The organism is Rhizobium sp. P43 (assembly GCF_056730705.1).
Genome location: NZ_CM161539.1, coordinates 708,903 through 728,622, shown reverse-complemented (window position 1 = coordinate 728,622; position 19,720 = coordinate 708,903). Strand labels below are relative to the sequence as shown.

Annotated in this window: 18 protein-coding genes; 9 read left to right on the top strand and 9 right to left on the bottom strand. The window is 61.4% G+C overall.

Annotated features, from left to right (window positions below; genetic code table 11):
• Positions 1-85: 85 nt before the first annotated feature.
• Positions 86-1,108 carry an allantoicase gene (alc, locus tag AC1PUL_RS03445; protein ID WP_480466639.1) on the bottom strand — a complete coding sequence of 341 codons (1,023 nt, stop codon included), beginning with the start codon at positions 1,106-1,108 and terminating at the stop codon, positions 86-88.
• A gap of 1 nt (position 1,109) precedes the next feature.
• Positions 1,110-1,607, bottom strand: a complete 498-nt coding sequence (gene uraD / locus AC1PUL_RS03440) for a 2-oxo-4-hydroxy-4-carboxy-5-ureidoimidazoline decarboxylase (protein ID WP_480466638.1) — start codon at positions 1,605-1,607, stop codon at positions 1,110-1,112.
• A 236-nt stretch (positions 1,608-1,843) separates the two neighbouring features.
• On the opposite strand from uraD, the gene AC1PUL_RS03435 reads away from it, so the two are divergent.
• Positions 1,844-2,893, top strand: coding sequence for an NAD(P)-dependent alcohol dehydrogenase (locus AC1PUL_RS03435; RefSeq protein WP_480466637.1), 1,050 nt, complete (start codon positions 1,844-1,846; stop codon positions 2,891-2,893).
• A 204-nt stretch (positions 2,894-3,097) separates the two neighbouring features.
• Here AC1PUL_RS03435 and AC1PUL_RS03430 read toward each other — a convergent pair whose 3' ends face one another.
• Positions 3,098-3,955, bottom strand: a complete 858-nt coding sequence (locus AC1PUL_RS03430; protein ID WP_480466636.1) for an urea carboxylase-associated family protein — start codon at positions 3,953-3,955, stop codon at positions 3,098-3,100.
• A 112-nt stretch (positions 3,956-4,067) separates the two neighbouring features.
• On the opposite strand from AC1PUL_RS03430, the gene AC1PUL_RS03425 reads away from it, so the two are divergent.
• Positions 4,068-4,946 (top strand): LysR substrate-binding domain-containing protein, encoded by an 879-nt coding sequence (locus tag AC1PUL_RS03425; RefSeq protein WP_480466635.1) that lies wholly within the window; start codon positions 4,068-4,070, stop codon positions 4,944-4,946.
• Positions 4,947-5,036: 90 nt separating this feature from the next.
• Here AC1PUL_RS03425 and puuE read toward each other — a convergent pair whose 3' ends face one another.
• The 3 genes from puuE to AC1PUL_RS03410 form a co-directional block, all read right to left on the bottom strand.
• Complete coding sequence (puuE, locus tag AC1PUL_RS03420; protein WP_480466634.1) at positions 5,037-5,957, bottom strand: allantoinase PuuE; 921 nt, start codon at positions 5,955-5,957, stop codon at positions 5,037-5,039.
• Between the two features lie 91 nt (positions 5,958-6,048).
• Positions 6,049-6,756 (bottom strand): DUF1045 domain-containing protein, encoded by a 708-nt coding sequence (locus AC1PUL_RS03415; protein WP_480466633.1) that lies wholly within the window; start codon positions 6,754-6,756, stop codon positions 6,049-6,051.
• Between the two features lie 137 nt (positions 6,757-6,893).
• Entirely contained in the window at positions 6,894-8,102 is a 1,209-nt protein-coding gene (locus tag AC1PUL_RS03410) for an NAD(P)/FAD-dependent oxidoreductase (RefSeq protein WP_480466632.1), read from the bottom strand.
• Between AC1PUL_RS03410 and mnmC2 the strand changes: the two genes are divergently transcribed.
• Positions 8,101-8,826 (top strand): tRNA (5-methylaminomethyl-2-thiouridine)(34)-methyltransferase MnmC2, encoded by a 726-nt coding sequence (mnmC2, locus tag AC1PUL_RS03405; RefSeq protein ID WP_480466631.1) that lies wholly within the window; start codon positions 8,101-8,103, stop codon positions 8,824-8,826. The genes AC1PUL_RS03410 and mnmC2 overlap by 2 nt on opposite strands.
• Here the strand turns inward: mnmC2 and AC1PUL_RS03400 are convergent, their stop codons facing one another.
• A complete protein-coding gene (locus AC1PUL_RS03400) occupies positions 8,827-12,807 on the bottom strand; it encodes a response regulator (RefSeq protein WP_480466630.1) in 3,981 nt (1,326 codons plus the stop codon).
• 239 nt (positions 12,808-13,046) lie between these two features.
• Between AC1PUL_RS03400 and AC1PUL_RS03395 the strand changes: the two genes are divergently transcribed.
• Positions 13,047-14,633, top strand: a complete 1,587-nt coding sequence (locus AC1PUL_RS03395) for a trimethylamine methyltransferase family protein (protein ID WP_480466629.1) — start codon at positions 13,047-13,049, stop codon at positions 14,631-14,633.
• 4 nt (positions 14,634-14,637) lie between these two features.
• Here AC1PUL_RS03395 and AC1PUL_RS03390 read toward each other — a convergent pair whose 3' ends face one another.
• The gene (locus AC1PUL_RS03390) at positions 14,638-15,315 is read right to left on the bottom strand and encodes a helix-turn-helix transcriptional regulator (RefSeq protein ID WP_480466628.1); all 678 of its coding nucleotides are present in this window, start codon (positions 15,313-15,315) and stop codon (positions 14,638-14,640) included.
• An 84-nt stretch (positions 15,316-15,399) separates the two neighbouring features.
• Here AC1PUL_RS03390 and AC1PUL_RS03385 point away from each other — a divergent pair, with 84 nt between their 5' ends.
• On the top strand, positions 15,400-15,699 hold the full coding sequence (locus AC1PUL_RS03385; protein ID WP_480466627.1) for a hypothetical protein: 300 nt from the start codon (positions 15,400-15,402) through the stop codon (positions 15,697-15,699).
• A 6-nt stretch (positions 15,700-15,705) separates the two neighbouring features.
• Positions 15,706-16,809: a DNA alkylation repair protein gene (locus AC1PUL_RS03380; RefSeq protein WP_480466626.1), complete on the top strand. Its 1,104-nt coding sequence runs from the start codon at positions 15,706-15,708 to the stop codon at positions 16,807-16,809.
• A 71-nt stretch (positions 16,810-16,880) separates the two neighbouring features.
• On the opposite strand, the gene AC1PUL_RS03375 is transcribed toward AC1PUL_RS03380, so the two are convergent.
• On the bottom strand, positions 16,881-17,156 hold the full coding sequence (locus tag AC1PUL_RS03375; protein WP_480466625.1) for a PepSY domain-containing protein: 276 nt from the start codon (positions 17,154-17,156) through the stop codon (positions 16,881-16,883).
• 195 nt (positions 17,157-17,351) lie between these two features.
• On the opposite strand from AC1PUL_RS03375, the gene AC1PUL_RS03370 reads away from it, so the two are divergent.
• The 3 genes from AC1PUL_RS03370 to AC1PUL_RS03360 are packed head-to-tail and all read left to right on the top strand — an operon-like array spanning position 17,352 to position 19,641.
• Complete coding sequence (locus tag AC1PUL_RS03370) at positions 17,352-17,639, top strand: PepSY domain-containing protein (RefSeq protein WP_480466624.1); 288 nt, start codon at positions 17,352-17,354, stop codon at positions 17,637-17,639.
• Positions 17,639-18,301 carry a response regulator transcription factor gene (locus AC1PUL_RS03365; protein WP_480466623.1) on the top strand — a complete coding sequence of 221 codons (663 nt, stop codon included), beginning with the start codon at positions 17,639-17,641 and terminating at the stop codon, positions 18,299-18,301. The genes AC1PUL_RS03370 and AC1PUL_RS03365 overlap by 1 nt, the downstream gene beginning before the upstream one ends.
• On the top strand, positions 18,298-19,641 hold the full coding sequence (locus tag AC1PUL_RS03360; RefSeq protein WP_480466622.1) for a sensor histidine kinase: 1,344 nt from the start codon (positions 18,298-18,300) through the stop codon (positions 19,639-19,641). Before AC1PUL_RS03365 ends, AC1PUL_RS03360 begins: the two co-directional genes overlap by 4 nt.
• The last annotated feature ends 79 nt before the right edge of the window (positions 19,642-19,720 follow it).

The window sequence follows — 19,720 nt, the reverse complement described above, 5'->3', positions numbered from 1 at the left end:
CACAGCCCGCTCTTTTCGTTTTCAGAGCAATCCCAGCAAAAGTCAGAACCGGCTTTGCGTCCGGAATTGCGTCAACACAAACAGCTTATGATTTCGTCCCGAAGAGGCGCAGGCGCATGACGCCGCCATCCGGATGCATGGCAATCCGCACATGCGTCACCGGGCCGATCTTCTGCACCTGATCCCCTTCATAGAAATGCTCGGCATCCATCTGCATCTTCTGCCGGGTCAGGATCGGCTTCCACTGTTCGGAGGCTGAAATCTCTGCTTCGCTGAAGGTGTCGCCTGCGTCAGGCAGGTAAGCGCCGAGCAGCTCGCAGGTATCGGGGTAATTGCCCTTGTAGAAATGCGTATCGATCAGCACCCGGTTGATGACGCCGGCATGGCCGAGCCGGATGATCGCCCAGTCATGGCCTGGACCACGGCGGCGCTTGGTTTCCCAGCCATCGCCCATGTTCGTGCCGCGACCCGGCGACAGGATCTTGTCGGGATGGCCGTAATGGGCATCCGACCAGGCCAGCGATTTTGCGCCATGGAAGATATAGGCGAGATCGATCTCTTCCGAAGCCCGCACCTTCGACCAGTCGAAATGCGCCGCGCCATAGACGCGCAGACGCGCCACACCGCCATCCGGATAGATATGCAGGCGAAGATGCGTCCAGACCTTTGAGGTATCGGCATTCTTGAAGAAATGCTGCGCCGAGGCACCCAACGGCGACTTCGTCACGAGCTCCGTCCAGACCGTCGCATCCGTCGGATCGCCGCTCTCGACATGGGCCGCCTCGATCGAGCAATGCGGCGGATAATTGCCGGTGAAGAAGCGCGTATCGACATCGAAGCCGAAGATGCGGCCCGGCATGGCAAGCCGGATGATCGCATAGTCATGCCCCGGCACGCGTTTGCGCCGGCTTTCCCAGCCATCCATGTATTTGCCGTTGTCGTCATAGAGATCCGGATCGAATGTCGCCGGATCGTCGTTCAGCATGCGCGACAGCGGCGCAAAGAACTCGTCGGTCGAGAAAATGCCGGTCGCCCCGAGGCGCGCGGAGGCAAGATTGACGGCACCGGCGGCGAAATCCGGCAGAACCACGGTCGAAGTCTCAAGCATGTCAGTGTCTCTCCGGAAGCAGGCTTTCGAGGCGAAGCCTGGCGATTTTTTCCACCTGCTGGCAGGCGGTGTCAAATTCCTGGTCGCGGCTGTTTGAAATCCGCGTTTCGAAGGCTGCGAGAATGTCGTCCTTGGTCAGCCCCTTGACCGCAATGATGAAGGGAAAGCCGAATTTTTCGACATAGGCCGTGTTCAGCGCCGTAAAGCGGGCATGCTCCTCAGCCGAGAGCCGGTCCAGCCCGGCACCGGCCTGTTCGCGCTTGCTGTCTTCGGTCAGCTCGCCCGCAATCGCAAGCTTGCCGGCAAGATCCGGATGCGCCCTGAGCACGCCGAGCCGCTCTTCGGCGCTCGCCGTGCGGAAGATCGCCGCCATCCCGTCATGCACGTCACGTGCGGTGAGTGGCTCCTCGATCATGCCGGCATCAAAGGCGCGCTCGGCAATGAAGGGCGAATGCTCGAACACGCCGCCGAAACGCTGAACGAAGTCCGCTCTGTCCATTCGTTTATCCATTTAGAAGCGAGGTCTCGTCCGACGGGAGCGAGACTGGGGAAGATGCCTGCGGCCGGGCCGCGAAGCGATTTGCATCAAGGATTAGCCGAGGCCCGGAGGCTTGTCGAGTTTCCGGCAGCGACAATCATTTTCGCCCAAACGCGAGGGCACACCACCTTGCGGACATGGCCGGTCGGTCTATCTATGGAACTGCACTTCCGCGATTTCCCAGAAAGGAATTCCCCATGCCGATTGCCAAGGGCTATGCCGCAACGGATGCCTCCAAGCCATTGGTTCCCTTCACCTTCGAACGTCGCGAGCCGAATGACGACGACGTGGTGATCGACATCAAGTTTTCCGGCATCTGCCACTCCGACATCCACCAGGCGCGCAACGAATGGGGCAACTCCACCTACCCCATGGTGCCGGGCCACGAGATTGCCGGCGTGGTCACTGCAGTCGGCTCGAAGGTCACGCAGTTCAAGGTCGGCGACCGCGTCGGCGTGGGCTGTTTCGTCGACAGCTGCGTCCATTGCGAGAGCCGCAATGTCGATCTCGAACAGTATATGCCGGGCGTCGTGCCGACCTATAACGGCTTCGAGGCCGATGGCGTGACGCCGACCTATGGCGGCTATTCGAACACCATCACCGTGAAGGAAGGCTATGTGCTCTCCATTCCGGACAACCTGCCGCTCGACAAGGCAGCGCCCCTGCTCTGCGCCGGCATCACGCTCTATTCGCCGCTCGTGCACTGGAAGGCCGGCCCCGGCAAGAAGGTGGCCATCGTCGGCATGGGCGGGCTTGGCCATATGGGCGTGAAGATCGGGGCTGCGCTCGGCGCCGACATCACCGTTCTCAGCCAGAGCCTGTCGAAGAAGGACGACGGCATCGCCTTCGGCGCCAAGGATTACTACGCCACCGCCGACAAGGAGACCTTCAAGAAGCTCGCCGGCACCTTCGACCTGATCATCTGCACTGTCGGCACCGAGATCGACTGGAACGCCTATCTGAACCTCTTGAAGATCGACGGCGCGCTGGTTCTGGTCGGCCTGCCGGAAAACCCGGTTCCGGTCCATGCCTTCTCGCTGGTCATGGGCCGCCGCTCGCTCGCCGGCTCCTCGATCGGCTCGATCAAGGAAACGCAGGAGATGCTCGACTTCTGCGGCAAGCACAACATCACGCCTGAGATCGAGATCATCGACATCAGCCAAGTCAACGAAGCCTATGAGCGCGTCATCAAGAGCGACGTGCGCTACCGCTTCGTCATCGACATCGCGAGCCTCGACAAGGCCTGAGCTGAGAAGACGGAAATGAGAGGTGCCCGGCAGCGATGTCGGGCCCTTTTTTTGAGAGGCCTACCCTCAAACGCAACGTCATCCTCGGCCTTGTGCCGAGGATCTACTGAAGCCGACTGCAATTGAAACGTCGCAGATGCTCGGGACAAGCCCGAGCATGACGGCCTCACATTATCAGCCCTTCCTGCCAGGCCCTTTACGGTATCACACCTGCAGCTGATACCCATTCCGCTCCGGAAACGGCCAATCCGCAAGCAAGGCCATATCCGGCCGGTAGATTTCCACCTTCAACGGGTAACACTTGGCCACATCGCTCGAATGGCTGGCGCTGCAATCCCCGCCCGGGCAGGCCGAGAGAGCGCCTAAGAGATCGATCTCCGCGAACATCTCCAGGAAATCCCCGGGGCGAACCGGGCTCGCCTTCATGAAATACTGCTGCGTATCGCGGGTGAAACCGGTGCACATGAAGACATTCAAGACGTCATGCACATGCGGCTCGGCGGCCTTTATGTCCATGCCCCGGTGATGCGCCAGCGCACGGCAGAGGTTGGAATGGCAGCAATGATGATAGTCGCCGCCGGAGAGCAGCCGGTTGGTATAGGGATCGCAGCGCGTGCCGATCACGTCATGCACACCGCCGCCGAATTCGTCGAAGCCGTACCAGCCGAGCGTATCATGGCTGATCGTCGCCATGGGGCGAAGCGAGGGCAGATTGCTCCAGAGACGGTTGCCGGTCGTGACATGCGTCGCATGCAGCGCCCGCGTCTTGCCCGAAAAGAAGCGCTCGGAGAGGTCGTTGGCGTTCCAGAGGTTCAGGTCGCCGACCTGCGGCCCCTCCACGCTGACGATGCGGAAGAAATGCCCCTTGGGAACTTCGAAGGTGTTGCCCTCGCGCGGCGGCACGACCACTTCGCCGACCTTCTCCATCGTCACCCGCGCCCGCTCCAGGATGCTCATGTCGGGCACCTTCAACGACTCGACCGGATAACAAACGACGGGTTTTACAGCCCGGCGGGCAGCCGCATCGGCGGGAACGGGGATGTTTGCGTTGAAGGGGGACATGGGCGGCTCCGGGACGGCATCAGGATGGAAGCCACAAGGTGCCCGACAGCCGCTTTCATGACAACAGCCTCTCTTCTTGCCCCATGAGCAAGTGTGGCTTAGTCATGAAGGGATGAAACTGCCACCGCTGCCCACACTCCGCGCCTTCGAGGCCGCCGCCCGCCGCGAGAGCTTCCTGCAGGCCGCAACCGAACTCGGAATGACGGCAGCGGCCGTCAGCCAGCATGTGAAGGCACTGGAAGACTGGCTGGGCCTTGCCCTCTTCGAACGCCGGCCGCGTGGCGTGCGCCTCACCACCGACGGACGCGAACTCGGCGCCGCTTGCTCGGAAGGCCTCGGCCATATCGCCCGCGCCGTCGAGCGGCTGTCTGCGAGAAAGGCTGTCGTGCGTGCGAGCCTTGCCTGCATGCCCTCGGTCGTCACCCACTGGCTCGGCCCCCGCCTGCCCCGTTTCCGCGCAGCATATCCCGATATACAGGTCTCGATCGTCTATCCGCTCGGCGCACTGACCCCGGATGAAGCCGGCGCAGACCTGCTGATCGGACACGGGACCCGCCCGCCGGGGCGGGCCGACCGCATCCTGGATGCCGCCACCCGGCCCACCTGTGCGCCCGCCTATCTGGAGCGGCACGGGCCGATCACCACGCCCGCCGACCTCCTGAAACAGGACCTGCTGCACGACGCAACGGAGGCCGCCTGGCAAAGTTGGCTGGCGGCACGCGGGATCGAGGGCCCGACTCCGGCAGGACCGCTCTATGCCGATTTCAACCTGCTGGTCAGTTCGGTCCTCTCGGGCCTCGGCATCGGCCTCTGCCCGACAGCCCTGATATCAGACCATCTGACAGCGGGCACGCTGACCGTGCTGTTCGAGGAAGCCGCCGACAAGGACAAGGCCTATTGGCTGCTGTCAGGCACGAACCTGTCCGAGCCTGCCGCACTCTTGCGGGACTGGTTGCTGGAGGAGGCCGCAAGCTCGGCCTCCAGCGCCTGATATTCGACACAGGCCTTCTCATACTCGGCGCGGAATGCCGGGTTTTTCATGAGCTTGAACTTGAGGTCGCAGAGTGTCGTCATGAGGCCCTCACCATCTAGGCTTATGATACTTGTGCCAATGCTCGGCGATCTCGATGCGCTTGGGCACCCAGACCTTCTCGTGGCTGGTGACATAATCGATGAACCGCGCCAGCGCCGCAGCCCTTCCCGGTCGCCCAACGAGGCGGCAGTGCAGTCCGACGGACATCATCTTCGGGCTGCCGTTCTTCCCCTCCTCGTAAAGCACGTCGAAGGCATCCTTGAGATAGGTGAAAAACTGATCGCCGGAATTGAAGCCCTGCGGTGTGGCAAAGCGCATGTCATTGGTCTCGAGCGTATAGGGGATGATCAGGAAGGGTTTGCCGTCGAGATCCGGCACCCAGAACGGCAGGTCGTCGGAATAATTGTCGGAGGAATACAGGAAACCGCCCTCCTCCATGACGAGGCGCAGCGTGTTCATGGATGGCTTGCCCTGATACATGCCGAGCGGATGCGAGCCGGTGAGTTCCTTGTGCAGGCGCACGGCCTCCTGAATGTGCTGACGCTCGACCTCTTCGGGAAAATCCTTGTATTCGAGCCAGCGATAGCCGTGGCTGGCGATTTCCCAGTCGGCTTCCTTCATCGCGGCTACGGCTTCCGGGTTGCGCGCCATGGCAAGCGTCACGCCATAGACGGTGACCGGAACCTTGCGCTCGGTGAACATCCGCCACAGCCGCCAGAAACCGGCACGCGAACCGTATTCGTAGATCGATTCCATATTGAGATTGCGCTGCCCGGCCCAAGGCTGGGCGCCGACGATTTCAGACAGCAGGCATTCCGAGGCCGGGTCGCCGTCGAGAATGCAGCTTTCGCCGCCCTCCTCGTAATTCACCACGAACTGCACCGCGATCCGGGCATCGCCTGGCCACTTCGGATCAGGAATGTCACGGCCATAGCCGATGAGGTCGCGGGGATATGGCGCAGTCGTCATGGGTTCACCTCTCGTGTTTTGACGCGAGGCTATTGGCGAGGGCGGCACCTGTCGAGATGGAAAACGCGCGATTTGCTGCAGCGCAAACAGATCAGGCAATCTTCCGGCTGGAAACCTGTCCGAGCGGATGCAGCGAATGCACGGTAAACGGCGCGCCACGCTCCGGCTCGACAAACAGCGCGAGATTGGTCACCACAACAGGCTCGGCCAGCACCGGATCGAAATGCGCCTTCAGCGCCTCTTCGATTCGCGGGAAATCGCGCGCCAGAAGCGGCCCCGTCAGGGTCATGTGGAAACGAAATTCGTCCATGACATAGGGGTGGCCCCAGCGGTTGAGATTGCTGAATTGCGGCGCCGAAAGCCGCTCGGGATTGCGTCGTTCGATCTCCGCTTCCGAGAGTGGCGCGCGAAAACCGTCGAATGCCTGCACGACCGAGGCGGCGAGATGATCGACCTCCGGGCAAGGCCGCTGCATGATGAGCCCGAAGACGTCGCCGATCCGGCCGACCGATAGGCCATGCAACACGACTGGCTCCATGCGACCGGCGAAATGCATGAGCTCACGCAGCAACGCGGCTTCGCTCGAGCCCTCGCTCAAATGGAAGGGTGCCTTGAAGGTCGCATGAAAGCCGAAGCGACGGGGAAGCGCCGTGTGAAAGGCAATCTGATGCACGCCGAGCCCTTTGAGGCCCGGATACTCCTCCGCTTCGCCGGAGAACACATTGCGGCCAAGCCAACGCGCCGCGGCATCGCCAAGCGGATCGCGGGCGGGCGGCGTAAAGCAGATGGCATAACGCATGTCGAGCACCTCGCACTGGCTCGCGACGGAACTTTAGCAGTTGCCGTTACAACCCCGTGGATAGGTGATTTGCATGACAGTATCACGAAGCGCGCGCTCTTATTTCTCGCCCCACAATCGTGAGTATCCCTTTGTTTTCAGGGTATTTCGGTAAATTCCTCACCACCTGCCCGATCTGCAGCCACCGAAATGTGATGGGTGAGCGTAAAGCTGTGAGGCAGACGCAGCCCCTGCCCCACGATCAGATCGAGCGCGGCATCGGCCATGAGATGGGCGATGCCGAAGCTCACCTTGAAGCCGCCGGTCAGCGCATGGATCTGCGGATAGGCGGGATGGGGCCCGACCATCGGATCCCGATCGATCGCCTTCGGTCGCAAGCCGGCCCAGCGTTCAACGACCTCCGCTTCACGCAGAACCGGCGCGAGCTGCCGCGCCTCGGCAATCAGCGCGTCGAGCTGCCCGTCGGTGGAGAAGGGTTCGTCGTAGCGGTTCTCGCTGGTGCTGCCGATCGCCACATGGCCGCCTTCATGCGGCACCACATAGAGCCCGTCGAGATAAAGAAGCGGCAGCGCATCCGGCAGATCGACCTTCATCAGGGCCGCCTGCCCTTTGACGCCCCGCCCCAGCGGCTTTGCCAGGGATGGCCCGAGCGTTTCCAGCAAGGCAAACGAGCCGACACCGGCAGCCACCAGATGCGAGCCAAAGCCGATCGACGTCCCGTCCGTCAGTTCAAGCCGGTTTGCCACCGGATCGATGCGACTTGCAGCCGCCCCTTCGACAAGGCGCACACGGCCGGCCTGCTCCAGCCGTGCCCGGAGCGTCGCGGTGAGCGCGCGCGGCGACACCCGTCCCGCAAATCGATCATGGACCAGCCCGGCCGCGCTGAACTCGGCCGATGGCCAATCGGCAAACGGGCTCTCGTCGATCACGGACCAATCGAAAGCCCTGCCCTGCTGACACCAGTTCGTCTCAGCCTCCAGGGAATGGCGCTCGGCGATGGGCCTCAAATGGGCTTTCGGCAGGGGGATCAGCCGCCCGCAGCGCCGATAACCGGCAGACAGGCCGGTTTCGGCTTCGAGTGCTGCGATCTCCGCTTCCAGCGACAGGAGCCCATCGAATTGCAGCTGCTTCTTCTCGTTCCAGCGATCCGGCATATGCGCCATCAAGGCGCCGAGCAGGCCGCCGCTGGCCCCGCTGCCGGTGCGCTCGGCCTCGATGAGGATCGTGTCGATGCCCCGGCGCTCGGCCTTCAGCGCCGCCCAGAGGCCCATGATGCCGCCCCCGACAATGACGAGGTCTGCCCGCAATTGACCTGACATCGCTACCGATTTATCGGACATGACCATGACCCATTCGAATTATCCGCCAGGCACCGGCGACACCCAGGCACCGCTCACCTGGCATGACGGCGATATGCCTTTTTCACCCGCCTTTGGCGATCATTTTTATTGCCAGACGGATGGCCGGCTGGAATGCGGCCATGTCTTTCTCGCCGGCAACGGCCTGCCGGAACGCTGGCAGACGGCAGAGACCTTCACCATCGGCGAGCTCGGCTTCGGCACGGGCTTGAACGCCTGCGAAACCTGGCGGCAGTGGAAGGCGCACCGCCGTCCCGGCGCCCGCCTGCATTTCGTCTCCTTCGAGCTCTTTCCCATGCAGGCAGAGGAAATCGACCGCGCCTTGTCCCGCTGGCCGGAGATCGATGCGGAGCGCAAGGCTCTTGTGGCCCGCTGGCCGGCAGAACCCTCAGGTGTGGTGACGATCGATCTCGACGACCAAACGCGGCTTTCCGTCATCTGCGGCGACGCCTTTGAGAACCTCACCGCAAGCACGCTCACTTTCGACGCCTGGTTCCTCGACGGCTTCGCGCCGTCGCGCAACAGCGCCATGTGGTCGGCGGAGCTGATGCAGCGGGTGCATGCCACAACGGCTGAGGACGGCAGCTTCGCGACCTATGCTTCGGCCGGCTTCGTCCGGCGCAATTTGATCGCAGCGGGTTTCGATGTCGAGCGGCGCCCTGGTTTCGCGGGCAAGCGGGAAATGCTCTGCGGCGTCAGACGCTCGGCCTGATCAGCCTTCCGCTGCGATCCCGATGACGGCCCTGCCACTCCATTGCTCGATCTTGCGCATCAACAGTTCCGGCGAGATCGGCTTGGAGAGATAATCGTCCATGCCGGCGGCAAGGCAGGCCTCGCGGTCGCTCTCGAGCGCATGGGCGGTCACGCCGATAATCGGTGTCCTTCCGCCGCCGCGCGCAGTTTCTTCCGCCCGGATCAGGCCGGTCGCCTGGTGACCATTCATCACCGGCATGGAAACATCCATCAGGATCAGATCCGGCGGCTCGTTGCGCCAGGCCTGCACCGCTTCTTCGCCGTTGCCGACGATACGATAGGCTATTGCGCTACCGGTCAGGATCTGGCGGAAGACAATCTGGTTGACCGGATTGTCTTCGGCGATCAGCACCCTTAGCGCGCCGACAACGGACGCCTCAGAATGCATGACGGGCGTGTGCAGCACCGGCGGCTGATGTGGGACAGGTAGGGGAGCCGGCACGGGTTTGAGACGTTCAGAATTGAGCCTCTGGACGCGGGCGGTGCGCACAACATCGATGATCGCGCCGCGCAGGACATTTGCCCGAGCAGGTTTCATCAGATGCGCCTGGATCTTCAGGCTCTCGAACAGGCGATCGTCGCCGACCATATCCATCGACGTGAGGAAAACGAGCGCGATATCGTCAAAGCGCCGATCGTCACGGATGGCCTGGGCGACATCAAGGCCGTTCATATCCGGCATTTGATAATCGATGATCACGACGTCGATCTGCAACCCTTCGTCATGAGCAGCAGACAGAATGTCGATCCCGCTCAGACCATCCGAAACGGCAAGTCCGTCGAAACCCCACATCTTCAGCTGCTCGCTGATGATGCGACGATTGACGGCATTGTCGTCAATGACGAGGACGCGCGCATCCCTCACAGTTGCCGGCAACTCCTTCTGGTGCCGACGCTCGGCGACCACGGCAAGCGGCAGTTCCACGGTGAAGGCAGAGCCACAGCCGACGGAGGATACGACGCTGAGCTTGCCGCCGAACAGACGGACGAGGCCAGCCGTGATCGCAAGTCCAAGACCCGTGCCTTCGTGACGCCGGGTCGAAGACGTATCGACCTGCGAGAACTTCTCGAAGATCTTCGCCTGCATTTCATCCGGGATACCGATCCCGGTATCTTCGATCCGCAGTTTAAGCACCGACTGGCCGTCGAGGACGGGCCCGGCCGATACTTCGACATGCACGTGACCCTTCTCGGTGAACTTGATCGCATTGCCGAGCAGATTGGTGACGATCTGTCGGAAACGGCCAGGATCGCCCATGAAGGTATGCATCACCTTCTGGTCCCCGGAGACGACGAGTTCGATATCCTTTTCGGCTGCGGCGGCGGACATCAGTGTCGCGACATCCTCGATTGCCTCGACCGGATCGAAGGGCGACTTTCTGAGCTTCAGCTGGCCGGCATCGATCTTCGAGAAATCGAGGATATCGTTGATGATCGTCAGCAGCGCATTGCCGGACTTCACCATGATATCGACAAAGGTCTTCTGGCGCGTGTCGAGTTCCGATTTCGACAAGAGCTCGGCCATCCCGAGCACACCGTTCATCGGCGTCCGGATCTCGTGGCTCATATTGGCCAGGAAGTCGGACTTTGCCTTGTCGGCGGCTTCCGCGCGGGCAAGCAGAACCTCAAGCTCGGCCTCGCGGGCCTTGAGTTCCGTAAAGTCGGTCAGAACAACAACGCAGCTGCGGTCGCCTCCAAAGGTCGCTTCCAGCTTGACCCAGGTTTTGCCGTTGACCAGGAAATTCGTCGAGATCCCGTTCGCACTCTGCAATGCCGATTGCCACTGTTGCAGGATTGTCTGCGCCTCGACGTCGAAATCGCCACGCGCCGCACAGTATTCGAAGATCGGACGCCAGCTTTCACCCGTCGCAACGAGAGTCTCTGGCAGATCGAGAATACGGCTGAACGACGGGTTGACCTCCGTAATCCGCCCCTTCTCGATCATCATCAGGCCCTGCGTCATCATCCGCATGGACTCCTGGACAAACCCGCCTAGGCGTTCGAGTTGCTGCTGCGCCTCGTCGATTTCGCGCTCGCGGGCCCGCATTTCGGTCAGATCGGAATAGGTCAGCAGGATCTTGCGATCCTGGAGGCGGGTGATGGTCGCCAGAATGAACTTGCCATCGGCATAGGCGATCTCGGTTACATGCGAGCCTTCCAGCACATCGAACTGAGCGATGCGACGGCGATAGCCTTCTTCGAACTCGATGTCGGGCCACGACCAGCCACGGGTCGAATTCTGCTCGCAATATCGACGGAACGGCAGGCCCTGCAGCGGCAGGTCATCGGGCCATTGCCAGATTTCCCGGCACTTCTCGTTCGCGAACTCGACCATATAGTCTGGCCCGAGAATGACGACGCCGACCGGCATGACCTGCAGCATCGCGACCATGTCGTTATAGAGTGCTTCAGCCCTCGCCTGAGCGCGCACCAGCGCCTGCTGTCCTTTGCGCAGTTCGGAGACGTCGTTGACCGATCCGACCAGATAATACTTGTTCTGCGATGTGGTGATGCGGCTGAGCCGTGTAATGACGGAAATTTCCTGTCCATCGCGCACCACGATGTCACGGTTCTTTTCGATCATCTCGCCAGTTGCAAAGATCCGGAGATTTTCCTCCTTCATGATCTTGCCGTTCTCCGGCCAGAGCTCCTCTTCCGTCATGCCATAGATGTCTTCTCGCCGCTGACCGTGAAGCTCCTCATAGGCCTTGTTCACATAGATCATTTTGCGATCGAGGTTACGAATGAAGACCGGTACCGGCATCTGCTCCAGCGCCGCGCGGTATAGAAGCGTTTCCTCCTCACGCTGGAACATGTCCGAGACGTCGGTATAGGTGAGCAGGATCTGCCCGCCCTCGAGCCGGCGACTGCCACCGGCAAGCGCACGTCCCGACGGCGTCTTGACGTCGATCAGAGGGCCCTCGACCAGGCTGACAACCTGCTCTATGCGATAGTTCACGCGGTCGGCCAGTTCGTCCGGCGTGAGGTTTGGCATAGTGCGAACCATGGCACGCATCAGAAAGTCCCGATAGGACAGGCCCTCCAGCGTCACCGAGGGACCGAATTCCATCATGTCGCGGGCCGCCGGATTGACGAAGGAAATCCGCAGGTCTGGATCCAGCACGATGATACCGACTGGAAGGGATGCCATAAGGCTTTGCAGCTGGGACTGAAGCGCCTCGGATTCCTGGCGGACAGCCTCAAGCTTCTTCTGCTCCTGACGCAGCGGCGTCAGATCGGTTATCGATCCAACGATATAGCGCGCGCCACCGGGTCCGGTGACGACCCCGGTTCGGCTGATGACAGGGACCCTTGCTCCGTCAGCGCTCAGGAAAATATCCTGAAATTCCTTGGTAACGCCGGATTCGAGGACGCGTTGATTATCCTCAAAATAGTTCTGGCCCAGCGCCGGGAAATTCTCCTGTTCTGTTCGCCCCAGGAGATCAACGATCGGCCTGCCGACGATGTCGGCATAGGCCCGATTGGCAAACAGCAGCCGGTGATGGGCATCGCGCACATAGGTGGCAATCGGATACTGCTCAAGCACCGCCTGAAACAGCGCGACGGATAGTTGCGTCGCGGTCTCTGCTCTTCTTGTGGCCGGCTCCATGCTCGGTTCCATGAAACCAAAGAGATAGATCCGATCGTCATCGTCGAAGAAGCGTTCGATATAAAGGGTGCACAGCGGTCCTGAAGGCTCCGGCCTGACGGAAAGAGCCTCCTCTTCGCCGAACACGAGAACGCGCCGCTCGCGATCATCGCGCAATTCGTCGGCGTCGGGTCCGAAAATCTCGCGATCATGGCGACCGGGGAAACTTTCGATGGAGAGGTTATGGAGATTCGCGAAGGCAGCATTCACCGTGACATAGCGCAGCTCGCTGTCCTTCACGTAGGAAGGCAGATCGAGCGCGGCAATCTTGTCGCGGACTAGCTCGAGCAAGGCGCTTCCCCGATTCAAAACTCTGTTCACCCTCTGATCAATGCCTTGTTTTGGTAAACAGCGCGTAAGCAAACCATCACCGTCTGCTTTAAAAGCAATTCCAGAAGAAGGATTACACGCCACATACAGCGCTGGCCGACCACTGTTCCAGATGAGCCGGTTTTTCGTCGCAAACGGCAATGCCTTTTGGCTTGCGAACCTGCGAGACTTGATGTCGAGATTGACACAATGGATCGACCATGAGCGACATTAGCACTTCCGCCTTGTCCGAGACTGAAACCTCATCTGCCGGTGGCGAGCGCCGCAGGCGCACCGGCGGACGCGGCGGAGACCGCAGCCGCACGGGCGTGGCCGGCAAGTATCGCAATCTCGTCAACCGTCTTGCCAAGACCGAGCTGCTCGAACCTCAGGCGCTCGACGAGATGCACGAGGCATCGCTGACGATCCTCGAAGAGATCGGCATGGACATCATGCTGCCGGAGGCCCGCGCCATCATGAAGGCGCATGGTGCAGAGGTCACCGAGGGCTCAGACCGCGTCCGCTTCGACCGCAACCTGATCATGGACATGATCGCGTCGGCCCCGCGCGAATTCCAGATGTTTGCCCGCAATCCCGAGCGTAACGTCAAGATGGGCGGCAACAACCTCGTCTTCGCCCAGATCGCATCCGCCCCCTTCGTGGCAGACCGCGAAGGGGGCCGCCGCGCCGGCAACCAGGAAGACTTCCGCAAGCTCGTGAAGCTCGCCCAGTGCTATGACGTGATCCACACGACCGGCGGCTATCCGGTCGAGCCGATCGACATCCATGCCTCGGTCCGCCACCTCGACTGCCTCTCCGACATGGTGAAGCTGACCGACAAGGTCTTCCACTGCTACTCGCTCGGCAAGCAGCGCAATCTCGACGCCATCGAGATCGCCCGCATCGGTCGCGGCATTTCGATGGAGCAGATGGAAAACGAGCCCTCGCTCTTCACCATCATCAATTCCTCCTCGCCGCTGCGCCTCGACGGACCGATGCTCCAGGGCATCATCGAAATGTCCTCGCGCGGTCAGGTCGTCGTCATGACGCCCTTCACGCTGGCCGGCGCCATGGCGCCCGTCACCATCGCTGGCGCCGTCGTGCAGCAGAATGCCGAAGCGCTCTGCGGCATCGCCTTCACCCAGATGGTCAAACGCGGCGCCCCGGTCGTCTATGGCGGTTTCACCTCCAATGTCGACATGAAGACAGGCGCACCCGCCTTCGGCACGCCGGAATACATGAAGGCGGTCATCGTCGGCGGCCAGCTCGCCCGCCGCTACGGTATCCCCTACCGCACGTCGAACACCAACGCCGCCAACACGCTGGACGCTCAGTCGGCTTATGAGTCGGTCTTCTCGCTCTGGGCGCTGACGCAAGGCGGCGGCAATTTCATCATGCATTCGGCGGGCTGGACCGAGGGCGGCCTGACGGCCTCCTTCGAAAAATTCATCCTTGATGTCGATCTGCTACAAATGGTGGCGGAATTCCTCACCCCTCTCGACGTCACCCCAGATGCGCTGGCGCTTGACGCCGTCCGCGAAGTCGGCCCCGGCGGCCATTTCTTCGGCACGGCCCACACGCTCGCCCGTTACGAGACGGCGTTTTACTCGCCGATCCTCTCCGACTGGCGCAATTTCGAGACCTGGACAGAAGCCGGACGCCCAACCACCTACGACCACGCAAACCGCGTCTTCAAGGAGAAGCTTGCCACCTACGAGCGCCCGCCGATCGATCCTGGTGTCGAGGAAGAGCTCGATGCTTTCGTGGCGAAACGCAAGGCTGAAGGCGGGGTGGCGACGGATTTCTGAGGCGTCAGGCAAGCTGCTTCAGATAGGCCTGATAGGTCTGGTGCGGCTGAGGCTCGAACCGATCCTGCATCACCTTCCAGTCCTCGACCCGGTCGAGGCGGAAATCACGAAATCCCTGGCGCATCTCGCACCAGGCCGTCATTACCCAGATCGCGCCGAAGGCCGCAAGACCCAGCGGCCAGACGACGCGCTGGCTGCGCTCGCCGGGCAGCGAATGATAGGCGATCCAGACCTTGCGTTTGGCCGACAGGGCCGAGCGCATATCACCAAGACAATCCGGCACGACGGGCTGTGCTGACGAGCGAAACGCATGAATCGGCGCCGAGATCAACCGTTCGGCATGATCCTTCGGCAACATGCCGAGCATCTTCTCCTTCGCCTCGCGCGCCGCCTGGCCGAGCCGGGGATCGCCGAGCATCTCGACGGCCCTCAAGCCGAACGCCAGTGCCTCAAGCTGCTCAAACGTGAAGGTCAGCGGCGGCGCGTCGAAAGCCTCGCGCAGCATATAGCCCACCCCGCGCTCGCCCTCGATCGGCGCGCCGGAGGCGATCAGATGATCCATGTCGCGATAAATGGTGCGCGGCGCGACCTCCATCTTCTCGGCGATTTCCGCCGCCGTCATGGCGCGGCCGGTCGCGCGCATCAGCTGGATGATCCGGAACAGTCGGTCGGCGGGGCGCATGCGTGCCTCCTTCGAAAGTAATGGCCAGAAGGTTGTCAGTTGGACCGTGCTAGGTCAAGCCGTCATCATCTGAGGGAGACACCCATGACCAGCAGCACCGTTCTCGAAATCGCCATCTGCACCGTCGCCGACAAGCCAGCAGCCCAGGAAGCCCGCCGCGCGGCCATGGCGGCGGTCAGGACCTATCCGGGCTTCGTCAGCTGGCGAGCGCTCGACTCCCTGGACCAGCGCGACCTGATCGCCGACCTCGTCGAATGGACCAACAAAGAAAGTGCCGACGCGGCAGCCGCGAAGGTCCAGTCCGATCCAGCCTTCGCCCCTTACATGGTCGCGATCACGGGTGTAACCCTGATGCAGCATTTCGAAACGCAAGACACGAACTGAACGCCGATGGCCGAGCCCCTGAAACACCTGATCGGCCCACACACCGCCCGCGATACGGCAGACGCCGTGGCGCGGGCCTGGGCGCAGTTCGACCGGGACGCATTTCTCGCCGATGTCCTGCCGGTCATCGACTCGTTGGAACTGATGCAACGTGGCCAATGCATCGCCGATGCGCTGCACCGCCATTTGCCGGGTAGTTTCGAGCAAGCGGCATCCATCCTGCACGCCTGCCTGCCGGGATCGGACCATGATGGCCTCAGCGGCTGGGCGCTCCTCTCCTTCAACCAGTATGTCGCCGCCCATGGCCGGGGTCATCTCGAAACAGCCCTCGGCCTGCTCAAGTCTCTCACGCCGCATTTCACCGCAGAATTCGGCATCCGCCCCTTCATTGCCCAGGAGCAGGACAAGGCGCTGGCGATCATCTCCGGCTGGGTCGAGGACCCGAACCATCACGTCCGCCGCCTCGCCAGCGAAGGCACCCGCCCCCGCCTGCCCTGGGCCATGCGCCTGCCGGCATTGGTCAAGGATCCCGCTCCCCTTCTGCCGATCCTGGAAGCGCTGATCGACGACGGCGAGGATTACGTCCGCCGCTCGGTCGCCAACAGCCTGAACGACATTGCCAAGGATCACCCGGATCTGGTCGCCGAGTTTGTCGAGCGGCACCGAAACGGAGCCTCGAAGGAACGGCTCTGGCTCCTGAAACACGCCTCGCGCACGCTGGTGAAGAAGGGACACGCCAAGGCGCTGGCCAATTTCGGTTTCGAGCCGCTTGAGGATGTGACCGCGACGCTTCAACTCGACATAGACCACATCGTCTTCCCCGGTGAACTCGAGTTCCAGGTCCATCTGCGCAGCCAGAGCCGGGAAACGCGCACGGTGCTCGTCGACTATGCCATCCACCATCAGAAGAAGGATGGGTCTTTGTCGCCCAAGGTCTTCAAGGGCAAGAGCCTGACGATCGCGGCAGGCGACCGAGTGACGATCACCAAGCGCCATGCACTGCGCCCGATCACCACGCGGATCTATTATCCCGGAACACATGTGCTTGAGATATTTCTCAACGGTCGCTCGGCAGCCCGCCAGGTCTTCGAAATCCAGTTGAAAGACTGAAAGCCATCCTGAACAAGAAAGGGCCACCCATCGGGCGGCCCTCATCGATGTCAGAGTTTCGAAACCCTGGCTCAATCGTCGCGATGGGCCAGCAACTCACCCGTGACAGGATGATAGACAGCCTCGACCCGCAGACCGTCGCGCACGCCCTTGACCTCCCAGCAACCGTCATCGAGTTCGATTTCGCGCGTATCAATCCCTTCGGCTGCAGCCTTCTTCTCGATGTCGGCAAGCGACAGGCGCACGTCGCCGGCGCCAAGGATACAACGACGATCGTCGTCATAGGCGTGAACGACACCTGTGCTGGCGAGGACGGCGAGTGTGGATGCGGCAATCAGAATTTTCATGGTTGTCTCCTGTGGTTTCACTCAAAGGCTCGGCGTGTCACTCGAGCCATGTCATCACCGTAGAAGACGTCGCCTGAGCGATAACTGACGCTGAATGTCAGCCAATCGTCAGGTTGGCGCAGCTAAACTCTTTGCATGATCCTACGCGTGCGCCCATCATCCAACCGCCGTCTTGTAATTGTATTGACCGCGCTCATGTCCGCCTTCGTCGTGTCTGGCCCTATCAAGGTCTTTGCCGACGACAAGGACGAGGAGTTGCGGGACAAGTTGCGCGACGCCGTCGAGCGCGGCGAGATCCTGTCGCTGTCGGAGCTGCGCAGTATCGTGACAAAACGGATTCCTGGTCGCATCATCGACACAGAACTGGATGAAAACGACGACCGGCTTATCTATGAGTTTCGGGTGCTGACACCGCGAGGCCTTGTGGTGGAAATGGAGGTCGATGCAGCCGACGGAAAAATCCTGGAGATAGACGAAGACTGATGCGCATCCTTCTTGTCGAAGACGATCCGCGGATCGCGCGTGATGTCTCCCTTCATCTGCAACGGGCCGGATACACGGTCTTGCACGAGAAGGATGGAGAAGCCGGTCTGTTCTCTGGATTGGAGGAAGATTTTACCGCCGTCATTCTCGATCTCGGCCTTCCAGGACTGGACGGGCTTTCGATCCTACGGCGCTGGCGGGCAGAAGGGCGCACCATGCCCGTCCTCATCCTGACGGCCCGAGGCACTTGGCAGGAAAAGGTCGAAGGCATCGATGCCGGGGCCGACGACTATCTGCCGAAACCCTTTCAGATCCCGGAATTGCTCGCAAGGCTGCGCGCAATCGTCCGACGCAGCGCAGGGCATGCCTCGGCCGTCCTCGACTTCGGCGACATCACGATCGACATCCGCACCAAGTCCGTTACTCAGTCTGGCCTTCCGGTAGACCTGACGCCGATGGAGTATCGCTTTCTGAGCCATCTGGCGCTGAACGCCGATCGCCACGTATCCCAGGCTGAACTCACTGAGCAGCTTTATGCCCAGGATTTCGAGCGGGAGAGCAATTCGATCGAGGTTCTTGTCGGTCGCATAAGGCGGAAGCTCGGTCGTGATGTGGTGTCCACCAAACGCGGCTACGGGTACCGGATCGGTGGCGCGGCATGATGCGCTCGATCCGGGCGCGGTTTGTCTTTCTGTCGCTTGTCAGTGTCGGACTGCTTCTGGTCGTCGCCGGTTTCGTGTTCGTCGATCTGTTCGGTCGAAGTCTTGAGCGACGCGTCATAGAAGAACTGGATCGCAACACGATAGAAGTGATTGGCAACCTGCGACTGACGCCCCAGGGTGCGGTTACCCTGAGCGAGACGGCCCAGGATGCACGCTTTCAGGAACCGCTGAGCGGCTTGTACTGGCAGGTTGCCGACGAACGCGGCACTCTGCTGCGCTCTCCTTCGCTCTGGGACACGGAGCTCTCCCTGCCTCCGCCGGTCGCCGATCCAGGCGCTGTAAGGCAGTATCGCATCCCAGGCCCTGAGGGCGCGATCCTGCTTGCGCTTGAACGGACAGTCAGCCTCGGCACGGGCTCCGCGACCCGGATCGTACGAACTGTCGTTGCCATCGATACGATCGGACTTGTGGCAGCGAGCCGCGCCTTCACGGCGGATATCATACCTTATCTCGCCATCCTCGCGCTTTTGCTCGTCGGTCTGTCGCTGGTTCAGCTGAATGTCGGCCTGAGGCCATTGGCCCGGCTCAATCGGGGCCTCGACCGTATCAGAAGCCGTGAGGCGGAGCGACTTGAGGGACAATTCCCAACCGAACTTAACGCCACGGTGGAGGCATTAAACCGCCTGCTGGATGAACAGCAGAGCGCGATTGACAAGGCCCGAGCCCGGGCAGCTGATCTCGCCCATGGCCTGAAGACCCCGCTGACCATTCTGTCGAACGACGCGCAAATGCTGATTGAACGGGGAGAGACTGTGCTCGGCGAAGAGCTGTCCCACATTGCTCAGGTTATGCAGTCGCATGTCCAGCGGGAGTTGACGCTCAGTCGTATCGCCATGAACCGCACCGTCCGCCAAGAGGACAGCTTGATCGCGCCTGTCGTTGCAAGCATCGTGCGCACATTGCGCCGCACGCCAAACGGCGAGAATCTTGATTGGACCATGGACATCGGCGACGACTTCAAGGTCCCGTTGGACCGACAGGATCTCGCCGAGCTGCTCGGCAACATTCTGGAAAACGCCGCAAAATGGGCAAGATCAACCGTTGCAATCGCGGCGCGGGCAGATGGGGCACGCACCATCCTTACGATCAGGGATGACGGTCCGGGGGTCGCTGAGGACATGCTCGATGAACTGAGCAAGCGTGGCCTTCGCCTTGACTTGCAGACACCGGGTCACGGGCTCGGATTGTCGATCGTCCAGGAAATCGTTGAAGTCTACGATTTGCAGATCGCGTTCCGCAATCGCAAGGAGCATGGCCTCGAAGTTGAGCTCCGCTTTTAGAGCCCAGATTGTGCATTGCACTTGACTTCCGGAGCAAATGCGCCCATTTGCAACTCAGCTTTCACCTTCCGGCCGCCGC

Excerpts from the sequence above, each read along its gene's own strand:
- alc (WP_480466639.1), bottom strand. The coding sequence starts at position 1,108 with ATGCTTGAGACTTCGACCGTGGTTCTGCCGGATTTCGCCGCCGGTGCC.
- uraD (WP_480466638.1), bottom strand. The coding sequence starts at position 1,607 with ATGGACAGAGCGGACTTCGTTCAGCGTTTCGGCGGCGTGTTCGAGCAT.
- AC1PUL_RS03435 (WP_480466637.1), top strand. The coding sequence starts at position 1,844 with ATGCCGATTGCCAAGGGCTATGCCGCAACGGATGCCTCCAAGCCATTG.
- AC1PUL_RS03430 (WP_480466636.1), bottom strand. The coding sequence starts at position 3,955 with ATGTCCCCCTTCAACGCAAACATCCCCGTTCCCGCCGATGCGGCTGCC.
- AC1PUL_RS03425 (WP_480466635.1), top strand. The coding sequence starts at position 4,068 with ATGAAACTGCCACCGCTGCCCACACTCCGCGCCTTCGAGGCCGCCGCC.
- puuE (WP_480466634.1), bottom strand. The coding sequence starts at position 5,957 with ATGACGACTGCGCCATATCCCCGCGACCTCATCGGCTATGGCCGTGAC.
- AC1PUL_RS03415 (WP_480466633.1), bottom strand. The coding sequence starts at position 6,756 with ATGCGTTATGCCATCTGCTTTACGCCGCCCGCCCGCGATCCGCTTGGC.
- mnmC2 (WP_480466631.1), top strand. The coding sequence starts at position 8,101 with ATGACCCATTCGAATTATCCGCCAGGCACCGGCGACACCCAGGCACCG.
- AC1PUL_RS03410 (WP_480466632.1), bottom strand. The coding sequence starts at position 8,102 with ATGGTCATGTCCGATAAATCGGTAGCGATGTCAGGTCAATTGCGGGCA.
- AC1PUL_RS03395 (WP_480466629.1), top strand. The coding sequence starts at position 13,047 with ATGAGCGACATTAGCACTTCCGCCTTGTCCGAGACTGAAACCTCATCT.
- AC1PUL_RS03390 (WP_480466628.1), bottom strand. The coding sequence starts at position 15,315 with ATGCGCCCCGCCGACCGACTGTTCCGGATCATCCAGCTGATGCGCGCG.
- AC1PUL_RS03385 (WP_480466627.1), top strand. The coding sequence starts at position 15,400 with ATGACCAGCAGCACCGTTCTCGAAATCGCCATCTGCACCGTCGCCGAC.
- AC1PUL_RS03380 (WP_480466626.1), top strand. The coding sequence starts at position 15,706 with ATGGCCGAGCCCCTGAAACACCTGATCGGCCCACACACCGCCCGCGAT.
- AC1PUL_RS03375 (WP_480466625.1), bottom strand. The coding sequence starts at position 17,156 with ATGAAAATTCTGATTGCCGCATCCACACTCGCCGTCCTCGCCAGCACA.
- AC1PUL_RS03370 (WP_480466624.1), top strand. The coding sequence starts at position 17,352 with ATGTCCGCCTTCGTCGTGTCTGGCCCTATCAAGGTCTTTGCCGACGAC.
- AC1PUL_RS03365 (WP_480466623.1), top strand. The coding sequence starts at position 17,639 with ATGCGCATCCTTCTTGTCGAAGACGATCCGCGGATCGCGCGTGATGTC.
- AC1PUL_RS03360 (WP_480466622.1), top strand. The coding sequence starts at position 18,298 with ATGATGCGCTCGATCCGGGCGCGGTTTGTCTTTCTGTCGCTTGTCAGT.